The organism is Glutamicibacter sp. AGC84 (assembly GCF_053543575.1).
In genome coordinates this window covers 266530-284859 of the sequence record NZ_JBLVOC010000015.1, presented here as the reverse complement: position 1 = coordinate 284859, position 18330 = coordinate 266530, and the positions used below count along the sequence as shown (strand labels likewise).

The window sequence follows — 18330 nt, the reverse complement described above, 5'->3', positions numbered from 1 at the left end:
GGGTGCCCCCCCGCTTCTGTTGTAATGCATGTCGGGCATGCTGGCTCAGAACTGCTTGCGTTCGATCAGTGCGCTTTCGATTTCGTGAAACCGACAGCGGACCGCTCCGCTTCTAGCAACGTGCTGAGCCGCAGACCACTACAGCCCCGGGCGTTTTGCAGGATTCTCAACCGCTTGAAATAACGGTTAGCGGCATCGGCGATGGAGCTCCAGTACGCGGAGATTCAGAACTGCGTAGCTCGTGCCTCGAATGCAAGGGGTATGCCGCGTTTTTCGAATTGGTCCAGCATTTGCTCATAAAGGGTCCGGTACTCTATGGCAGGGTAATGGCGAAGCGAAACCCGAACGTATGTCGTTCCATCCTTGGAGTTTCCAATGGGGCCATCCACGGAATCATCAACATAAATTTCCAATGACCGGTTCAGATCGGCTCGGTCCCAAAGGACTTGGACTTTCGCATTATTTACATGCTCGATACCTGTCACCGAGGTAATCGAATCCCAGTTGATCTTGCGACCGCCCCGAACGGTCAGGCCGCTGGCTTTGAATCTCAGGTCGATCGCCTCGTTGCCCTTGCGTGCCGCGTCTTTTAGTGCGGTGACAAGTGCGACGACTCCGAAAATAGCAAGAATGGCTCCGATCACGGTCGGAATTCCTTGCAAAACAATCTGGGATAGATAACTTGATGTCGAGGGTAAATCATTCGCGATTAGATAGATTCCCACGATGCACAGAATCCCGCCCAACAGCACTAGGGAAAACCCCTTGTCGATTCTTGGATATAGATGCAAGGAGTTAGTTACAAAATCTTTGTGTTCGGGGAGCCTGGATCTGGCAGTATTCAATTCTCATCCATTTCACTATCGAATTCATCCTCTTCAAAGTTGACGGCTTCGAAAAAGTCGATCATAGGGTCCATCATGAAGCTCAACGCAGACAGGTCCGAGTCGTAGGCTTCCAGCAGGAATACCAGCCCGTGCGAACGCGCAACGGTCCTCACATGCCCGATGGCCGGCAGCACAGCTGAACCGTTTCCTTCACGCTTCCCATCCAGCGCGATGACGGAAGACAATTGGATGATCTGGCCAAGTGACTCCGAGTGGTATTCGCTCATCTGGACCGGTGCCGCCGATTCGTAGTCCGGCCGGGCCAGTTCCTCCAAGCTCAGGGCAGGGTCGTCATCCAGAACTATCAAATGGGCAGTGCCCAGTGCGTGTCCATCTTCAGGCGAATACCAGAGTGTATGCTCGGCTTCGGCTATCTGGTTGTTCGCCACGTCCAAAGCCAGCTGCTCATAGACCTTCCGCAGCTCAGGATCTTCCGGGATGGCCAATTCCGCAAGGTCCTGTGCCCATTGCTCCGCCGTCTCCCAATTATCTTCAGGAAATGAGCGAGGTACTGGAATCCAGAATTCCAGATCCGGTTCAATTTCGTATGTTGTCATTGAATTGGCACCCATTTGAAAGTTCCCAGTATCGACAAGCCCAACGACCTTAATCCTTCGGCGAATGCCTCACCATTCTCCGACTCAACGTGCGCGTAGGAATAAAGCAACCACAATCCAGCTTTTGGATCCGGATCGATGCTTCCATCCGGCAAAGGACGAGGAACAACCATGTTCAGGCCATTGTTCTTGAGCTCGGGAGCTTCGGCAGCTTGCTCCACGGAAGACCAGAGGTACCAGTCTGCTCCGTCGGCATCTTCGATTTCGATCTGGTTGCCGCCTGCGGCCTTTCGCGCAGCATCCAGCAAAGTGCCGGAGGGCCCCACCTTGAGTGGTGTCAGGATCACGGAAACCGGCATTGCACCGACGGCAAGTTTCTCTACCGGCATTGCGAAGCCAAGTGATCCACGGCGCCTCAAGTACTCGAACGTCTGGTGCATTTGCCGTCGAAGCATCAATACCAGGTCTGCGCGCCCAAGTGCCTTGGGCTCAGCAGTCACCAGCTTCGTCAAAGCCTGCTCGTGCTCCACACTGCTGTTGAATTCGCGCCAACCTGCCGGATAAAGCAAGCTATATCCGATGCCTCGGGGACGCGCCTTCGACGCTGGTGGTGTTGCGCTCATCGTTTCTCCCGCCAATTCAATGTGTAGCTCGGATGTTCACTTTACGGATTGCTCCGCGCCTAAGCTACTTCTCGCGAGTCAAGTCCCAGAGGCTAGGAGGCGCGGTCACTATGACGTTGCCCCGGTCTTCCCAGTTCCCGTGCTTCGCAATCTTTTCCGCCCAGGCCTTAGCTTGGGGACCCACGTCGTCAGGGTTCTTCAGTATGTACGCAGCCATCTCGCGATGCTTTGTCGCGCTTCCCTCCGAGATGTACTTCACGTATGTCTTCCAGTCGCCTTTGAATTCCTTGTTGAAGCCATCCAAATACTTGTTGGTCTTGCCGGAAACGGTCTGCTGGTACTTTTGCTCGATCTTGCGGTTATTTCGCCGGATCTTGGCTTTGGTCGGACGGTTTCCACGGATCGTAGTTTTCGGTGGGCGCTTGGTGCCCGACTTGATGGAAGACCTGACAATGCCGCGCCCCGTGCTGGAACGCGTTTTGCTAAAGGCCTTGATGATATTCCGAGGTCCCGCTTTGGATCCTGCCTTGATCCCCGAGGGAATTGCCTTGCTTAAGCCGGAGAAGGCTTTTCCAGCAAAACGGCCGAAGGGGATAATTCCGACTACCGCTATCAGCAAACTGGTCCAGTCGCCATCGCCTTGGACCATCTTGATGACCTCGATTGCCACCACGGCAACGGCAGCGATCACCGCAATTGCTGATGCGATCGGTCCCCACACCGGCGAAGTGATGAACAAGGCCGCAATACCCACGCCCAAGGCAATCCAACCTAGAACCGAACCCAGGGTGGAGAGGAACTTGTCATCGTTGTCCGCGGCTTTGAAGGCATCCTCGATTTCGCCGACTGCCTCATCGTAGGCATCTTCCCAATAGGAAACGCGACCGTCGAATTTGCCCCACAGCTCACGCAGTTCTTCTTCGGCTTCTTCGCGCGCAGCGGTTGCTTCTGTCAGATCGCTTTTGGCTTCCGCTTTTTCCTCGTCGGTCCCTTCGCTGAAGCCGAGGAATCCGTCGGCATCATCTACCGCGCCTTCGGCGGTGTCTTCTTGGCTTCTCTTGGTTTGCACGCTCTGGTGCGCATCCTCGATGTCCGTGATCAGCGCGTTCAAGGTCGTGTACGAATCCACTCCGCCCTCAGCGGTACACATCTGGAGCGCGCCTTGGACCCGGTCCAAAGCATAGGAATATTTCTTCAGGGCCTGGCCTGTGCCGTCGTATCGGATGGCCGCCTTGCGCAACTCGGGAAATACGTCTCCAGCGTTCTCACGCAACTTGGCGATAGCTTCAGACTTCAGATCCGACGTCCCGTTACTGATGTCTTCCAGCCTGGCCGCAGAGCGTTCCATCTCCTCGCCCGAGGTGATCAAGTCCTTGGCGCTCCGGAGCAGGTCATCAGGATTTCCGTCGATGAGCTGCAGGGTTGTACCCTTTGGCGATTCCAAGGTCGTGTCGTCAACTCTCTCAGTTTACTTAGCTTCTTTGGGGGCATCGGAAGCACGTGAATTCAAGAAGGCCTTCTTCGTTTCCAGATCCCACTCTTCGAATCCATCCTTGATGTCCTTCAAGCCGGTATGCACTCCTTCAAGATTCTTGAGGAGGTCATCTCGGGTATCGTTCCAGTTGTCTTCGAAGTCCTTGACCCGGTCTTTCAGGTCGCCCTTGCCCATCGGGTCTCCCACCGAGCCGGCCATGCCCTTGGCGAAGTCAGACGCATTCTCGAAATCCTTAATGCTGTTGCCTAGCTCCGTGACAATTTCTTCCAGGCGCGCCAAATAGATCTCATCGGCCATGGTGCAAACGACTCCTCAGGTATCCAGCGACGACGCTGCAGGACAATTCGGTATTCAAGGATCAGGCGGTCCAAGTGAAATGCGGCCGCCCGCAACTTCCCAAGGCGGCCACACTCCCCCGTATGAAAATGGGCCTACTTGCCAGCCATGGAACGGTCGGTGTCCTGGATCTGCTCCATCATGTCGCGCAGGGCGATGGCCATGTCATTGATGCCGTCGAAAGCCTTCTTGAGGCCATCGTTCAGATCCTTGTAGCCTTCACCGAACTGGCCCGAAGCGTGCTCGGTAGTAAAGTCTTCGCCCAGCAGCTTGTCCACGCCTGACTGCAGCTGCTCAAGAACGCCATCCAGGTCTTCGCGCCCGGTGTCAAGCTTCGATGCCATGGCTTCCATCTCGCCATAATTGGCCTTGAAATCAGTCACAACAATGCTCCTCAACTTGTCGACTGGCCCGCTTTCCGGGCCACTTTAGTTCGTTCACAGTCTAGACTAATGTGGCAGATGGCCTCCGTTCAATGGGGAGAACTCCCCGTGGCAGGCCGGCATTGAATTGCAGTAGAAAGGTCCCATGGACGTCGTCGCAGCAGCCCTCGCCAAATCCGCCTCCCTCGGAATGCGGCCAGCCGAAGCACGCCTGCGCATTTGGTCCTACCTCATCGACTACGCCATTTCGCTGGCCGCATTGCTGCCCGCCGGCATCGGCTACGTGATTTTCGTGGTGACCGGGCAGTACTCCACCGTTCCGCTGGTCCTGTCCGCGGTCAGCGCCCTACTGTTGCTGGTCTACCTGATTGTCTTGCTCACGATGAACAGCCGCAACGGCTCTTCGCCCGGCAAGTCCGCGATGCGACTGCGCGCCACCGGACTGGGCCGCTTCGCCGCACCGGGTTTCCCCCGCGTTATGGTCGCGTCCTTCGCCTTCCTGCTCAGCCATCTCATCCCGCTCATCGGCCCCGTCCTGCTACTGGTCTCCTGCCTGTTCGACAAGGAGCACGGCCGCGGCTGGCTGGACAAGATTGCCCAGACCTATGTGGTCGATATCCGCAATGGACTGGACCCCACCAACCCGCGGGCGCTGGCCCGTGCCGAATACCTGCTCTCGCGCCCGGACCGGGGCATTTCCGAGCATCTGCCGCCGCTGGGCACGATCGAAGATGACGCCGGGCGCGAAGAGGCCGCCGTGCCTTCGCGTGCCCGGTCCACCGCGGGCATTGTCGGGGCGCAAAACAGCGACTGGCATTCGCCTTCGGAGCAAGGTCTGGGAATCGTCCGCCGCGCGGCCTTCGCCTTCGACGACGGGTCCTACATCCCGGTTCCCGAATCCGGGCTGATCGGGCGTGCGCCCCAGGCCGCCCAGGGCACCGGCAATGAACTGCTGGTCGCGCTGAAGGACCCCGAACGGCTGATGTCCAAAACGCATCTGGCCTTCGGCTGCGACGGGGCGAATGCCTGGATCATGGATCTGGGATCCAGCAATGGCACCCAGGTCATCGTCGCCTCCCGCGCCCCGCACAATGCACCGCCCCATGTCCGCCTGCATCTGAATGACGGGGACGTCGTCCAGGTCGGCAGCCGCACCTTCCGCATTACCTTCCAGGAGACCGCCAAGTGAAAATCAAGGCCACGCTCAGGCGACCAGATACCAGCACCGTGGACGTCATCCTCACCTGCGATGCGACCGCCACCGTGGGAGATGCCGCTCGTGCCCTGGCCGGGGAGCAGGTTCCCGAGCATCCCACGCTGCTGGCCACGGCCGCCGGCACCGCGCCGGTGCAGCTCGATCCGCAGACCCCGCTGGCCGAGGCGGAACTGGGTTCGGGCTTCACCATCGAAGTCGTGCCGACTACCGACGCCTTCGTCTCGGGCGGCTCGGCGGCCGCGGTGCTGCGCGTGGCCAACGGCCCGGATGCCGGCATGGCCTTCGCGCTGCCCGCCGGTACCTCCTATGTGGGGCGCTCGGAGAAGGCCACCGTGGTGCTCAACGACCGCATGGTCTCCACCCGGCATGCGCGCATCGAGGTGGGCAGCAAGATCGAGCTGGTGGACCTGAACTCCGCCAACGGCATCCTAGTGGATGGCGGGTTGGCCCAGCGCGTCTCGGTGATCCCCGGCCAGCTGATCACCCTGGGCGCCACGGATGTCTACTTCGAGCTGCTGCACGGGACCGCCACGGGGCAGTCCCCGGTCTACGAGAAGGGCGGCTCGATCCTCTTCAACCGCTCCCCGCGGGTGGAGATCCGCTACCCCGGCGAGGAACTGCCTCGCCCGGCGATCCCGCAGGAAGCCAGCCCCAAGCTCTTCCCCTGGCCGATGATCTTCGCACCGCTGATCATGGGCCTGACCATTTTCTCGCTGACCCAGCGCGCGCTGTCGCTGATCGTGGTGCTGGTCTCGCCGCTGATGATGCTGGGCAACCTGATCGGCCAGCGCACCCAGAACAACAACAAGCTGCGCCTGGAAATCGAGACCTTCGAGCGGCAATTCGAAGTGCTGGAAGATGGCCTGCTGGCCGGGGAGGAAGCCGAACGCTCCCACCGGCGCAGCGAAGCCCCAGCCACCGCAACGGTCTTCGAGCAGGCCGAGTCCCTGGGCCAGCTGCTCTGGACCCGGCGCCCGGAGCACTGGAACTTCCTCTCCCTGCGGCTGGGCTCGGGAACCGCCCGCAGCCGCACCACCGTGGCCCCGTTGGCGGACCGGGCAGGACTGCAGGAATACGTCGAACGGGTCGAAGCCCTCACTGAGCAATACCGGATGATCGACGATGTGCCGATCATCGAGCTGCTGCCCTCTGCCGGCGCCATCGGCATTGCCGGGCCCCGGTTGCAGTCTGCCGATGTCCTGCGCTCGCTGGCCGTGCAGCTTTTCGGCCTGCACGCCCCCAACGACGTGTGCACCGCCGCGATCATCGACCCAGCCTGGACCGGGGACCTGGAATGGTTCAAGTGGCTGCCGCACACCACCGGGCCGCGCTCCCCGCTGGCCCAGCTGGCGCTGGCCGATACGCAGACCTCGGGCACCGTGCTGCTCAACGCCCTGGAAGAGCTCATCGCCCGGCGCAACGACCCGGCTTCCTACCGGCTGGGCCCGCTGTCCACCCGCAATTCCTCCATGGAGCTGGGCAAGGAAACCGGTGAGCAGAACACCAGCGTGCCGTTAGCCAAGGACCTCTCGCTGGTGCTGTTCGTCAGCAATGACGCCCCGGTGGACCGCGCCCGGCTCTCGCAGATCATCGAGCGGGGACCGGCCGTGGGCATCTACACGATTTTCGTGGCCCCCACCGTCCAGTCCCTGCCGGCGGCCTGCCGCACCTTCGTGGATGTCACCCGGGGCCTGGAGGATGCCCGCGTGGGCTGGGTGCGCGCCGGCGAAGAAGCCCGCAAGGTGACCGTGGAAGGGGTCTCGCGCGAGCATGCCGAGCACTTCGCCCGCCGGCTGGCCCCAATCGTGGACTCCAGCTCGCTGGTCCCGGACTCCTCGGATATCCCGGACTCGGTCTCGCTGCTGCGCATCCTGGGCACCGATCTGGCCGAAGCACCAGACGCGGTGCTCGAGCGCTGGAAGCAGAACAACTCGGTGATCGACCGCGCCGCCACCGGGCCCCGGCCGCGGCTCAAGCGCGCCGGAACCCTGCGCGCCTACATCGGCCAGAGCACCCCGGATGCGATGAGCCTGGATCTGCGCACCCAGGGCCCGCACGCTCTGGTAGGCGGCACCACCGGCTCGGGCAAGTCCGAATTCCTGCAGGCCTGGGTGCTGGCGATGGCCGCCGAATACAGCCCCGACCGGGTCACCTTCCTCTTCGTGGACTACAAGGGCGGCTCGGCCTTCGCCGACTGCGTGGAGCTGCCGCACTGCGTCGGGCTGGTCACCGATCTCTCCCCGCACCTGGTCCGCCGCGCGCTGACCAGCCTGCGTGCCGAGCTGCACCACCGCGAGAAGCTCTTCCACCGCAAGAAGGCCAAGGACCTGCTGGAGCTGGAAAAGCGCCAGGACCCGGAGACCCCTCCAGCGCTGGTCCTGGTGGTCGACGAGTTCGCCGCCCTGGCCGGGGAGGTCCCGGAATTCGTGGACGGCGTAGTGGACATCGCCCAGCGCGGCCGTTCATTGGGCATCCACCTGATCCTGGCCACCCAGCGCCCGGCCGGGGTGATCAAGGACAACCTGCGCGCCAACACCAACCTGCGCGTGGCCCTGCGCATGGCCGACGCCGCCGACTCCAATGACGTGGTGGAGGACCCCATCGCCGCTGGCTTCGATCCGTCGTTGCCCGGCCGCGGCATCGCCAAGACCGGCCCGGGCCGGCTGGTGCCCTTCCAGTCCGGCTACGCCGGAGGCTGGACCACCGATGAGCCCGAAGCGGCCGAAGTGCGGGTTGAGGACCTGCGCTTCGGCGGCGCGCGCGTCTGGGAGCAGCCTGATGCGGGGTCCGAGGAAATCGAGGAGAACAGCGGCCCGAACGACCAGAAGCGCCTGGTCTCCAGCTTCATCGCCGCATCCAACGGCGCCGGGATCCCAGCCCCGCGCCGGCCATGGCTCGATGACCTCTCAGCCACCGTGGATTTGCGCGAGCTCGCCCCGGATTCGGACAGCCGGATCCCGCTGGCCCTGGCCGACATCCCCGAGCACCAGGCCCAGGAAACCGCCTGGTTCGAACCCGATACCGACGGCCACCTGCTGGTCTACGGCACCTCCGGCGCGGGCAAGTCGGCGGCCCTGCGCAGCATCGCGATCGCCGCGGGAGCCAATCCTCCGGCCGGCACCGCAGCGGTGTACGCGCTGGAATTCGGCACCAGCTCGCTGCGGTCGCTCGATCCGCTGCCGCATGTCGGCGCGGTGATCGGCGGCGATGACGTGGAGCGCATCCAGCGCGTCTTCCGCATCCTGGCCGAGCACCTCGATGAGCGCTCGACCCGCTACGCGGCCGCAAACGCCGCCTCTCTGAGCGAATACCGCCAGGTCACCGGCGACTTGTCCGAACCGCGCATCTTCTTGCTGATCGACGGCTTCGGCCAGTTCCGCAGCGACTGGGAGCTGGGCCACGGCCGAGGCGAGTACTACCAGGTGTTCATGCGCATCGTGGGCGAAGGCCGCCCGCTGGGCGTGCACGTGGTCACCACCGCCGACCGCTTCGGCGCGGTGCCCACCGCGATCAGCGCGAACATCACCCAGCGCGTGGTGCTGCGCATGGCCGACGAGCAGGCCTACAACGTGCTGGGCGTGGCCAAGGATGTGCTGGGCGAACGCAGTGCCCCGGGTCGCGCCATCATCAAGGGCCACGAGGCGCAGATCGCCGTGCTGGGCGGCACCGCGAACGTGGCCGAGCAGACCGCGCTGACTACCAGCTGGGCCCAAGAGCTGGCAGCTTCCGGTGCCCCGCAGGCGGCCGGAGTCGAGTCGCTGCCGCAGGAATTCTCCGCGGCGGCGCTGCCCGACACGGTCAACGGGCAGCCGGCCATCGGCCTGTCGGATGCCACCCTCGCACCCTGCGGCTTCGAGCCCATCGGCACCTTCGTCATCGCCGGGCCGCCGCAAAGCGGGAAGACCAACACCATGCGCGCCATGGTCACCGCGCTGGAACGCGCCAACCCGGCCACCCAGTTCTTCCACATTGGCGGCCGGCGCGCCGAGCTGCGCGGCTGGCGGACTTGGAACGGCGCGGCCTCGGGCCCGGCTCAGACCCGGCAGTTCGCCAAGGACATGCTGGATCTGGTCGCCGACGATTCCATGCCGGGCAAGATCGTGTTCGTTGTGGAGACCTTCACCGAGTTCGCCGATTCGGATGCCGAGCGCCCGCTCAAGGAACTGCTCAAGGCCATCAACCGCTCCGACCACTTCCTGATCGCCGACGGAGACATCAACGCGTTCTCCTCCAGCTTCGGACTGCTCGGCGAACTGAAGTCCAACCGCCACGGCATCGCGCTCAAGCCCGACGCCTACGACGGGGACTCGCTGTTCAAGGTGCCCTTCCCGCGCGTCAAGCGCCACGAATTCCCGCCGGGCCGCGGATTCATGGTGCAAAACGGGCAACGCACCCTGGTCCACCTTCCACTCGTGGAACAGTAGGGCCGCAGGACTCTGCGCCGGTTCAGTTTCCCGCGAACGATCCCGCACTTTCGGCTTCACGCTGCGGGCTGAACACCCCAGCGCCATGGCGCCAGCGGTAATAGGCCAAGCAGGCAAGGGTGAACGGAACACCGAAGTACAGTGCTGGACGCTGCACTGGATCAAAAGCCACGCCCACCAGCGAAGCGCCAAGCAGCACCAAGGCGATGATCGGCAGAATCGGGAACAATGGTGCCCGATAGGGCAGGGAATCGGTGGATCCATGCAGGGCTACGTAGTGCCGGCGGAACGACAGATGCGATGCACAGATCACGATCCACACCGCTACTACCGCAAACCCGGCAATGGATACCAAAGCCATGAAGAGCGACTGCGCCGCGATGAAGCTGGAGAACAGCGATACCAGTCCGCCGAGGATCGACAGGCTCAGGGCCAGCATCGGAATGCCCCTGCTGTTGGTCTTGGACAGGGCTTTGGGCGCCTGGCCTGCGGCTCCCATGGAATGCAGCATGCGAGCGCATGAGTACAGTCCGGAGTTGCCTGCCGAGAGCAGGGCGGTGATGATCACGAAGTTCATGATGTCCGCACCGGCTGGCAGGCCGGCGACATCCAGGACCGTGACGAACGGACTCTCATTCGCGCCCGCCTCGGCAAACGGGATAATTGCGGCTACGACCACGATGGCACCGATGAAGAACACCGCCAAGCGAACCACGGCGGTGCGGATGGCCCGCGGAATGCTCAGCTGCGGGTTCTTCGCCTCGCCGGCCGCTACGCCGATCAGCTCGGTACCGCTGAATGCGTAGAACACCGAGAGGACGGTGACCAGTACTCCGGTAATCCCCGCAGGGAACAGTCCCCCTTCGGTGCTGAAGTTGGACAGGCCAATCACGCCGGCGTCACTGGCCGGGTTGATGCCGATGATCGTGGCGGCGCCAACGACAATCACCAGCAGCACCGCCGCCACCTTGATCAGCGCAAACCAGAATTCGGTTTCGCCGAAGACCCGCGATGAAGTCGCATTCAGCGCAAACAGCAAAGCAGCGAAAACCAGTGAGAAGACCCAGACGGAAATCGAGGGGAACCAACGTTGCATCAGCAGCCCGGCTGCGGTGAATTCGCTGGCCAGGGCTACCGCCCAGCACAGCCAGTAGAGCCACGCCGTAGCAAAACCCCACGCTGGTCCAAGATCACGGGTGGCGTGTGCATGGAATCCTCCTGCCACCGGATGCCGCGCCGATAGCTCTCCCAGCCCGCTCATCACCATGTAGGCCACCAAGGCTCCGACTGCATAGGCCAGCACCGCGCCCAGCGGCCCGGCTTGGGCAATGGTGTATCCGGAGGAAACGAACAGGCCCGAGCCGATCACCCCGCCCAAAGCGATCATCACCAGATGACGCGAGGTCATGGTTCTTAGCAGTCCGGAATCGGCTGGTGCAGTCTCGTTGGTGCTGACGATGCTCTCGGTCATGGGGCTCCTTGTGGAATGAATGCGCTTGCAGGATATCGAGCTTGGACGGCAGTCCCGGACGGGCATGTCATCTGTGGTCACACGGCGTCAAGGTCGGTCATCCAAGCACTCGCCGTGTACCCTCGATGACGTGCATACCCCAAACCACCCCAGCAATTTCCGTGACGCATTGCGCGCCGAAGGCAGCCCGCCAATCATCCTCGACGGCGGTCTCGGCACCCATCTGGCCGATCGCGGCAATGACGTGACCGGGCACCTGTGGTCAGCGCAGATCCTCATGGACCGCCCCGAAGAGGTCCGCGCGGCGCACCAGGACTTTTTCGCTGCCGGTGCCCAAGTTGCCACGACTTGCTCCTACCAGGTCAGCTATGACGGCCTGGCTCAGGTGGGCTCCGAGCAGCAGATGGAACAAATGCTGCGCACCAGCGTGCGCCTGGCGCGAGAAGCCTCCAGCGCTGGGCGCACGGACACAGCACGCTGGGTGGCCGCCTCGGTGGGGCCCTACGGTGCCGGACCGGGCGCCGGGACCGAATACGACGGCGCCTATCGCAAGACGGCCTCCGAGCTGGCTAACTGGCACCGCAAGCGCTTGGAAATCCTGGCTGATGCCGGTGCCGATCTGGTCATCTTTGAAACCGTGCCAAGCCTGGCAGAAGCAGAAGCATTGACCGTATTGGCTCGGGAGCTGCAACTGCCGGCGTTGCTCAGCCTTGCGGTGCGCGCCGATGATCAAGGCCGAGTGGTTCTGGGCGATGGCACCGATCTTCGAGTCGTGGCCGGAATCGTTCAGGAATCCGGTGTGTGGGACGCAGTCGGCGTGAACTGCTGCCCGGTACCCCAAGCGGTGGCCGCGTTGCAGATCCTGGGAGAAGAAACCGGCTTGCCGCTGTTGGCCTACCCGAATAGCGGAGAAATTTGGGACCACGAAGCTCGTGTGTGGGTCCCAGGAACTGAAGGCAATGATTTGCCCGGAGCGGTTCCCGAACTCGTGGCCGCAGGCGCTCGCCTGATCGGCGGTTGCTGCCAGGTCACCCCGGGACAGATCACCCGGGTCCGCGAAGCCGTCCAGCCCGGCTAAAGCCCTTCCAGGCACTTCGGCTTCCGCTGAGCCAGCGGCTTGTCCGCAGGCCTGGACAGCGCGCGAAAAAGCCGGCAGCAACACGCAGTTGCTGCCGGCTTGAGACCAGTTACTAGAACTCGAAGTCGCCGAAGTCCCCACCGGCACCGCCGAGGAAGTCCCCGAACATGCCTTCGGCCTGGCCGCCCAGGCCTTCACCGGCCGCGGAGAGCTGTTCCCCGGCACCGGATACGGTATCGCCCAGGCCCTCGGCCATGGAACCGAACTCTTCGCCGATGCCGGCGAAACCATCAAGCAGCGGTCCAGCAATGGCCGTGCCGATGAACGCACCTGCCACGCCGCCGAGCAGGCCAACACCCAAGCCGCCGGCCGCGCCGGCAGCCATGCCCATGCCCCGTCCCTTGCCGCCGGAACCCAAGATCTTGTCCATGAACCCGGGACGCGACATCTCCGCGCGGGTTGCCGAACGGGCCAGGTCCCTTGGGTCCTGGCTCATCGGGCGTTCTGCTGGCGGCAACTGCTCGGAGAGCTCATGATGCAGCAGTTCGCGTTGCTGCGGGGTCAGCCGGGCGAAAGCCTCGGCGTGGGCGCGTTCCATATCCTGCGGCGGAGCGGTACGGAGCATGTAGCGGTACTTCTCGATCGCGGCCTGATCCTCGCGCGACGGTGCCGAGGCCGGCTGGTTGCCGTAGCCGCGCTCGCCGTAGTTCTGGTGCTGCGGCTGCTGCTGGTAGCCGCCGGGATTCTGCTGGTAGCCGCGTTGCTGGTTATTGGAGCCGCGCTGATTGCTATTGGAGCCGCGCTGGTTGAGCTGTTCCCGGACGTACTCGCCGGCCATTTGCTTGCCCTTGCGCAGCAGCTTGTCGAACATGGACATGGAATTGGCCTCCTAGACGTTGCGGGCGCGGTGCACGAAGCACCGCTCTCCCCTGTTTAAACTCCCCGGCATTGCTCCTTGTTCCCCACGTTAGACAATTCTCATAATCGCCCGTCGGCCCCGCATCTAGGCGCTGCGCACCGGCTGCTTTGCCCCGGACGTGATCCTCGCCAGCAAGTCGGCAGCCACGGACACCGCAATCACCGCCGGCTGCTTGCCCCGCACCTGCTCGATCCCAATGGGGCACTGGATCGCCGCGATCTGTTCGTCGCTGAAGCCGCTGGCACGCAGATTCTTCTGGAAGCGGGCCCACTTGGCACTCGACCCGATCAATCCAATCGATCCCAAGCCCGGGTGGCGCAACGCGGCATCGCACAGGTGGAAATCCTCGGCATGATCGTGCGTCATGATCAGCACGTGCGTTCCCTCCGGCAGGCAGCTGAGCACCTGCTCCCCGAGCACCGCCACCGCCGAATGGATCCGCGCCACGCTCGGTGCAAGGGCCGGCAGGTCCTCCAGGAATTCCGGGCGCGAATCAACCAGATGCAGCTCCAGGTCATGGCGGGCGAGAATGCGGGCCAATTCCATGCCCACATTTCCCACCCCGAAGATCGCCACCGTGGCAGGAACCGGCAAGGGCTCTAGCAGCACCGTGATCTCGCCGCCGCAGCATTGCCTGCCGTACTTGGCCGGGGCCTTGTCGCTGAGCTTCATGGTGATGCTCTGCGGCTGGTTCCCGCCCGCGCTGATCATCTGCCGGGCCCGTTCCATGGCCGCCATTTCCAGGTTGCCCCCGCCGATGGTTCCGAAGATCTCCTGGCTGGCAATCACCATTTTCGCGCCGGCCTCGCGTGGGGCATGCCCGCGCACCGCGGTGATGGTGGCCAGCACCGCGGGACGCCGTTCATTGCGCAGCGCGGTGACAGCTTCAATCCACGACAGCATGGCTACCGCTCCTCCCGCGCCGCTTCGATCGCCCAGAACACCGCTTCCGGAGTCGCCGGGGACGCCAGCGGCACCGAACGCCCGGAGCGGCCGAAGGAGGCAATGGCCTGACGCAGTGCCTCGCGCACCGAGAAGGCGAGCATCAGCGGCGGTTCTCCCACGGCCTTGGAACCGTAGACCGCGCCTTCCTCATGCGCCTTGTCCAGCAAGCTGACGTTGAAGACGTCAGGCATCTCGGAGAAGCTCGGGATCTTGTAGGTGCTCGCGGCTTGGGTGGCCACCCGTCCGCGGCCCGGGCCATCGGAGGTGTCCCAGCGCAAATCCTCCAGGGTCAGCCAGCCAGCCCCCTGCACGAACCCTCCCTCGATCTGCCCCAGATCCACCAGCGGCGAGAGCGAATCGCCCACATCATGGACGATATCCACGCGGCGCAGCACATAGGAGCCGTCAAAGCCGCTGACTTCCACCTCGCTGGCCGCCACCCCGTAGGAGAAGTACTTGAACGGGCTGCCCGTCATCCGCGACAGGTCCCAATGCAGCCCTTCGGTCCGGTAGAAGCCGGCGGCCGAAAGCTGGACCCGCTGGAAGTACGCGGCGTTGACCACGTCTTCCCAACCCAGCGATTCGCTCTTGCCCAGCGCGGTGACCCTGCCGCGGCTGAAGCGCAGATCTTGCGCCGGAACCCCCAATTTTCCGGCGGCCACCTGCGCGAGCCGGCCGCGGATCTGCTCGCACGCATCCTTGACCGCGCCGCCGTTCAGGTCGCTGCCCGAACTGGCTGCGGTGGCCGAGGTATTGGGCACCTTGTCGGTGCGCGTAGGGGCAATGCGCACCTTGGATAGCGGCACGCCCAAGGCGGTGGCGGCCACCTGCAGCATCTTGGTATGCAGGCCCTGTCCCATTTCGGTGCCGCCGTGGTTGACCAGCACCGAACCGTCCTTGTAGACCAGCACCAACGCGCCGCCCTGGTTGAAGGCGGTGAGGTTGAAGGAGATGCCGAATTTCACCGGCGTCATCGCCAGCGCCCTTTTGGCGTGCTCGTGCCCGGCATTGAATTCTGCGATCTGCTCCTCGCGCGCGGCGATATCTGCCGAGCCGAGCAGCTGGCTCCAAGCAGCCTCCAAGCGCTCGGGATGCCGGACCGGCTGGTAGTACGGGGTGTCCTGTCCCTGAGTGTAGAAATTGCGGCGGCGCAGTTCCCGGGCGTCCAATCCCAGCTGCGGGGCCACCCGGCCCAGGATGTCTTCCATGACCAGCATGCCCTGCGGACCGCCGAAGCCGCGGAACGCGGTCTGCGAGGTCTTATGGCATTTGGCGATGCGCCCGTTAACCCTGATATTCGGGATCCAATAGGAATTGTCGATATGGCACATCGCGCGGGTCAGCACCGGTTCGGACAGATCCAGACTCCACCCGCCGTCAGCGGTCAGCTGGGCCTGCAGGGCCAGGATCTTGCCCTGCCCGTCGAAGCCGATTTTCCAGGTTGCATGGAATCCGTGGCGCTTGCCGGTCATGGTCATGTCCAGGGTGCGGTCCAGCCGCACCCGCACCGGCCGTCCGGTGAGCACCGCACCGAGGGCCGCCACCGCGGCATAGCCATGGGGCTGCATTTCCTTGCCGCCGAAGCCGCCTCCCATGCGCAATACCTGCACGGTGACCTCGTGGGCGCCGATGCCCAGCACATGCGAGACGATGTCCTGGGTTTCGGTGGGGTGCTGGGTGGAGCAGTGGATCATGATCTGCCCGCTCTCATCCACGATCGCCAGCGAGTTCTGGGTTTCCAGATAGAAGTGCTCCTGGCCGGCGAACTCGAAATCGCCCTCGAAAACGTGGGCCGCCTGCGCGAAGGCTGCCTCCGGATCTCCCTTGGAGATCTCGGGCTGGATGCCGTGGAAGCTGTTGGCCTCGATCGCGTCCTTGATGGTGATCAGCGAGTCCAGCGGTTCGTACTCCACGCGCACCGCCTTGGCCCCGGCCTTGGCAGCTTCCAGGTCTTCGCCCAGGACCCACGCCACCGGCTGGCCGAAGAACATGACTTCTTCCACCGGGAGCAGCGGTTCGTCGTGCTTGGCGCCCTGGTCATTGACCCCGGGGATGTCTTTCGCGGTGATGACCCGGACCACCCCGGGTACCTGCTGTGCCGCGCTGGCATCCAGGCCCAGGATTTTTCCATGGGCGCAGGTGGACTGCACCGGGTAGGCATGCAGGACCCCGGCCAGACGCGCGGCCAGGTCGTCGGTATACAACGCGGTGCCGGTAACGTGCGCGGCCGCCGATTCGTGGCGGTGGCGCTGGCCGACTACCGGAGCGTCGGGGCGTTGGGATAGCTGGCTCATGAGTTCTGCTCCTGTCCTGCTTCCAAGCTGCGTTCAAGCTGCTGGGCATAGAACCGTTCAAGCGAGGAGGCCAGCATGGCCTTGCGGTAGTTGGCGCTGGCCCGGTGGTCATCCATCGGGGTTCCTTCGGTGCCCATGGTGCGTGCCGCGGCCCGGATGGTTTCCAGGTTCCACGGCTGGCCTTCCAACAGTGCTTCGGTGGCCACGGCGCGCAGCGGGGTTGCGGCCACGCCGCCCAGCCCGATCCGCGCCGTGGTGATCATGCCGTCCGACACCGTGAGCGCATAGCCGATGGCTACCGAGGAGATGTCATCGAAGCGCCGCTTGGAAATCTTCTGGAAGCTGGTCAGCGGCGCCAGCGGCAACGGGATGCGGATCGCGGTGATCATCTCTCCCGGCTCGCGCACGGTCTGCCGGTAGCCGGTGAAGTAGTCCGAAAGCGCCACCATCCGGTTGCCGCGGATGCTGGAAAGGACCAGCTCGGCCTCCAGCGCCAGCAGCGCCGGCGGGGTGTCGCCAATGGGCGATCCGGTCCCCAGATTGCCGCCGATGGTTGCGCTATTGCGGATCAGCCTTGACGCGAACTGCCCGAAGAGCTGGGAGAGCAGCGGAACCTGCCCGGCGAGCTTGCGTTCCAGTTCGCTCAGGGTGCAGCCTGCACCCAATTCAAGGTACTGCTCGTTCCAGTGGATCTGGCGCAGCTCGGGCAGCCGGTCGATGGCCAGCACCGAGCGGGCGCGGGCGCCCTTGATGTTGACCTCCACGCCCCAGTCGGTGGCACCGGACACCAGTACGGTCTGCGGTTCGGTTGACAGGATCTGCAGTGCCTGGTCCAGGTCCGCCGGCCGGCGGAAGCGGCCCAGGTCCCCGGTAGGGGTATCGGCGCGCTGGATGTCGGTGGCCACCGGTGCCGGGGCCCGGTGCTGGGTCCGGGCAGTCAGCGGGTCATCCGGCTCGGGCTCGCCCAGCGCGTAGGCGGCGTCGCGGATCGGGCGGTATCCGGTGCAGCGGCAGAGATTGCCCGACAGCGCGTGCAGGTCGAATCCATTCGGTCCGCACTCGTGCTCCCCGCCATCACCCGCGCTGACTGCGGGATTGGCGGTCCGCTCGGGGCGGTAGTATTCGGCGGCCATGGAGCAGACGAATCCGGGGGTGCAATAACCGCACTGGGATCCGCCGCGGTTGGCCATCTCTTCCTGCACCGGATGCAGCGCCGCGACGCTGCCCAGCCTTTCGGAGGTGATGATCTCCTGGCCGTCGAGCGCCGCGGCCGGCAGCAGGCAGGCGTTGACCGCCGTCCACCTGCTGCCTTCCCCATCGCTGCGGGCCACCAGGATCGAGCAGGCGCCGCACTCGCCCTCGGCACAGCCTTCCTTGCATCCGATCAATTGCTGCCCGCGCAGGAAATCCAGCGCGTTGGTATGCGGCGGCCCGTCGAATTCCCGGACCTTTCCGTTGACCGTAACCAGGCATTTTGTCTCTTGCGTTGCCTCGGCGCTCATGCCGTTGACACCTCCTGCGCCCGGGTATCGCCGGACGCACCATGAATGAATTGGATGATGGGTGGGATCTGGCGCCCTGCCGGAGGTTCCAGGCTCGTCCAGGGCGCCGCCGCGTGTTGCGGCGGGATCAGTTTCCGTGCGCTATCTGGCCCTTGGACCAGGCGAGGCATCCGCCCATGATTACCCTCCAGAATTCGGAT

14 protein-coding genes are annotated in these 18330 nt (G+C 63.9%); 3 read left to right on the top strand and 11 right to left on the bottom strand.

Going from position 1 to position 18330, the window contains the following annotated elements:
• Window positions 1–224 precede the first annotated feature (224 nt).
• The 6 genes from ACNPN0_RS10105 to ACNPN0_RS10080 all read right to left on the bottom strand — a co-directional run bounded on the left by ACNPN0_RS10105 (window position 225) and on the right by ACNPN0_RS10080 (window position 4281).
• On the bottom strand, window positions 225–725 hold the full coding sequence (locus ACNPN0_RS10105) for a hypothetical protein (RefSeq protein ID WP_359185318.1): 501 nt from the start codon (window positions 723–725) through the stop codon (window positions 225–227).
• A 116-nt stretch (window positions 726–841) separates the two neighbouring features.
• Window positions 842–1444: a hypothetical protein gene (locus ACNPN0_RS10100; protein WP_359185316.1), complete on the bottom strand. Its 603-nt coding sequence runs from the start codon at window positions 1442–1444 to the stop codon at window positions 842–844.
• Window positions 1441–2013: a hypothetical protein gene (locus ACNPN0_RS10095; protein ID WP_133834099.1), complete on the bottom strand. Its 573-nt coding sequence runs from the start codon at window positions 2011–2013 to the stop codon at window positions 1441–1443. The genes ACNPN0_RS10100 and ACNPN0_RS10095 overlap by 4 nt, the downstream gene beginning before the upstream one ends.
• A 118-nt stretch (window positions 2014–2131) precedes the next feature.
• Window positions 2132–3511, bottom strand: coding sequence for a hypothetical protein (locus ACNPN0_RS10090; protein WP_448937765.1), 1380 nt, complete (start codon window positions 3509–3511; stop codon window positions 2132–2134).
• Window positions 3512–3535: 24 nt separating this feature from the next.
• Complete coding sequence (locus tag ACNPN0_RS10085) at window positions 3536–3859, bottom strand: hypothetical protein (protein ID WP_105656206.1); 324 nt, start codon at window positions 3857–3859, stop codon at window positions 3536–3538.
• A 134-nt stretch (window positions 3860–3993) separates the two neighbouring features.
• A complete protein-coding gene (locus ACNPN0_RS10080) occupies window positions 3994–4281 on the bottom strand; it encodes a WXG100 family type VII secretion target (protein WP_066141890.1) in 288 nt (95 codons plus the stop codon).
• Window positions 4282–4426: 145 nt separating this feature from the next.
• Here ACNPN0_RS10080 and ACNPN0_RS10075 point away from each other — a divergent pair, with 145 nt between their 5' ends.
• Window positions 4427–5470 carry an RDD family protein gene (locus ACNPN0_RS10075; RefSeq protein ID WP_448937766.1) on the top strand — a complete coding sequence of 348 codons (1044 nt, stop codon included), beginning with the start codon at window positions 4427–4429 and terminating at the stop codon, window positions 5468–5470.
• The gene (locus ACNPN0_RS10070) at window positions 5467–9921 is read left to right on the top strand and encodes an FtsK/SpoIIIE domain-containing protein (protein WP_448938894.1); all 4455 of its coding nucleotides are present in this window, start codon (window positions 5467–5469) and stop codon (window positions 9919–9921) included. The genes ACNPN0_RS10075 and ACNPN0_RS10070 overlap by 4 nt, the downstream gene beginning before the upstream one ends.
• 22 nt (window positions 9922–9943) lie before the next feature.
• Here the strand turns inward: ACNPN0_RS10070 and ACNPN0_RS10065 are convergent, their stop codons facing one another.
• Window positions 9944–11392 (bottom strand): amino acid permease, encoded by a 1449-nt coding sequence (locus ACNPN0_RS10065; protein WP_105656203.1) that lies wholly within the window; start codon window positions 11390–11392, stop codon window positions 9944–9946.
• A gap of 130 nt (window positions 11393–11522) precedes the next feature.
• Between ACNPN0_RS10065 and mmuM the strand changes: the two genes are divergently transcribed.
• The gene (gene mmuM, locus ACNPN0_RS10060; RefSeq protein ID WP_448937768.1) at window positions 11523–12470 is read left to right on the top strand and encodes a homocysteine S-methyltransferase; all 948 of its coding nucleotides are present in this window, start codon (window positions 11523–11525) and stop codon (window positions 12468–12470) included.
• A 112-nt stretch (window positions 12471–12582) separates the two neighbouring features.
• On the opposite strand, the gene ACNPN0_RS10055 is transcribed toward mmuM, so the two are convergent.
• The 4 genes from ACNPN0_RS10055 to ACNPN0_RS10040 all read right to left on the bottom strand — a co-directional run bounded on the left by ACNPN0_RS10055 (window position 12583) and on the right by ACNPN0_RS10040 (window position 18130).
• Window positions 12583–13347 carry a hypothetical protein gene (locus ACNPN0_RS10055; protein WP_105656202.1) on the bottom strand — a complete coding sequence of 255 codons (765 nt, stop codon included), beginning with the start codon at window positions 13345–13347 and terminating at the stop codon, window positions 12583–12585.
• 126 nt (window positions 13348–13473) lie between these two features.
• Entirely contained in the window at window positions 13474–14292 is an 819-nt protein-coding gene (gene xdhC, locus ACNPN0_RS10050; protein ID WP_448937769.1) for a xanthine dehydrogenase accessory protein XdhC, read from the bottom strand.
• A gap of 2 nt (window positions 14293–14294) precedes the next feature.
• Entirely contained in the window at window positions 14295–16628 is a 2334-nt protein-coding gene (xdhB, locus tag ACNPN0_RS10045; protein WP_448938893.1) for a xanthine dehydrogenase molybdopterin binding subunit, read from the bottom strand.
• Entirely contained in the window at window positions 16625–18130 is a 1506-nt protein-coding gene (locus tag ACNPN0_RS10040; RefSeq protein ID WP_448937771.1) for a xanthine dehydrogenase small subunit, read from the bottom strand. Before ACNPN0_RS10040 ends, xdhB begins: the two co-directional genes overlap by 4 nt.
• Window positions 18131–18330 lie beyond the last annotated feature (200 nt).

Bases quoted from the DNA above. Each gene is read 5' to 3' on its own strand.
- ACNPN0_RS10100 (WP_359185316.1), bottom strand. From the start codon at position 1,444: ATGACAACATACGAAATTGAACCGGATCTGGAATTCTGGATTCCAGTA.
- ACNPN0_RS10085 (WP_105656206.1), bottom strand. From the start codon at position 3,859: ATGGCCGATGAGATCTATTTGGCGCGCCTGGAAGAAATTGTCACGGAG.
- ACNPN0_RS10075 (WP_448937766.1), top strand. From the start codon at position 4,427: ATGGACGTCGTCGCAGCAGCCCTCGCCAAATCCGCCTCCCTCGGAATG.
- ACNPN0_RS10065 (WP_105656203.1), bottom strand. From the start codon at position 11,392: ATGACCGAGAGCATCGTCAGCACCAACGAGACTGCACCAGCCGATTCC.
- ACNPN0_RS10055 (WP_105656202.1), bottom strand. From the start codon at position 13,347: ATGTCCATGTTCGACAAGCTGCTGCGCAAGGGCAAGCAAATGGCCGGC.
- xdhC (WP_448937769.1), bottom strand. From the start codon at position 14,292: ATGCTGTCGTGGATTGAAGCTGTCACCGCGCTGCGCAATGAACGGCGT.
- xdhB (WP_448938893.1), bottom strand. From the start codon at position 16,628: ATGAGCCAGCTATCCCAACGCCCCGACGCTCCGGTAGTCGGCCAGCGC.
- ACNPN0_RS10040 (WP_448937771.1), bottom strand. From the start codon at position 18,130: ATGAGCGCCGAGGCAACGCAAGAGACAAAATGCCTGGTTACGGTCAAC.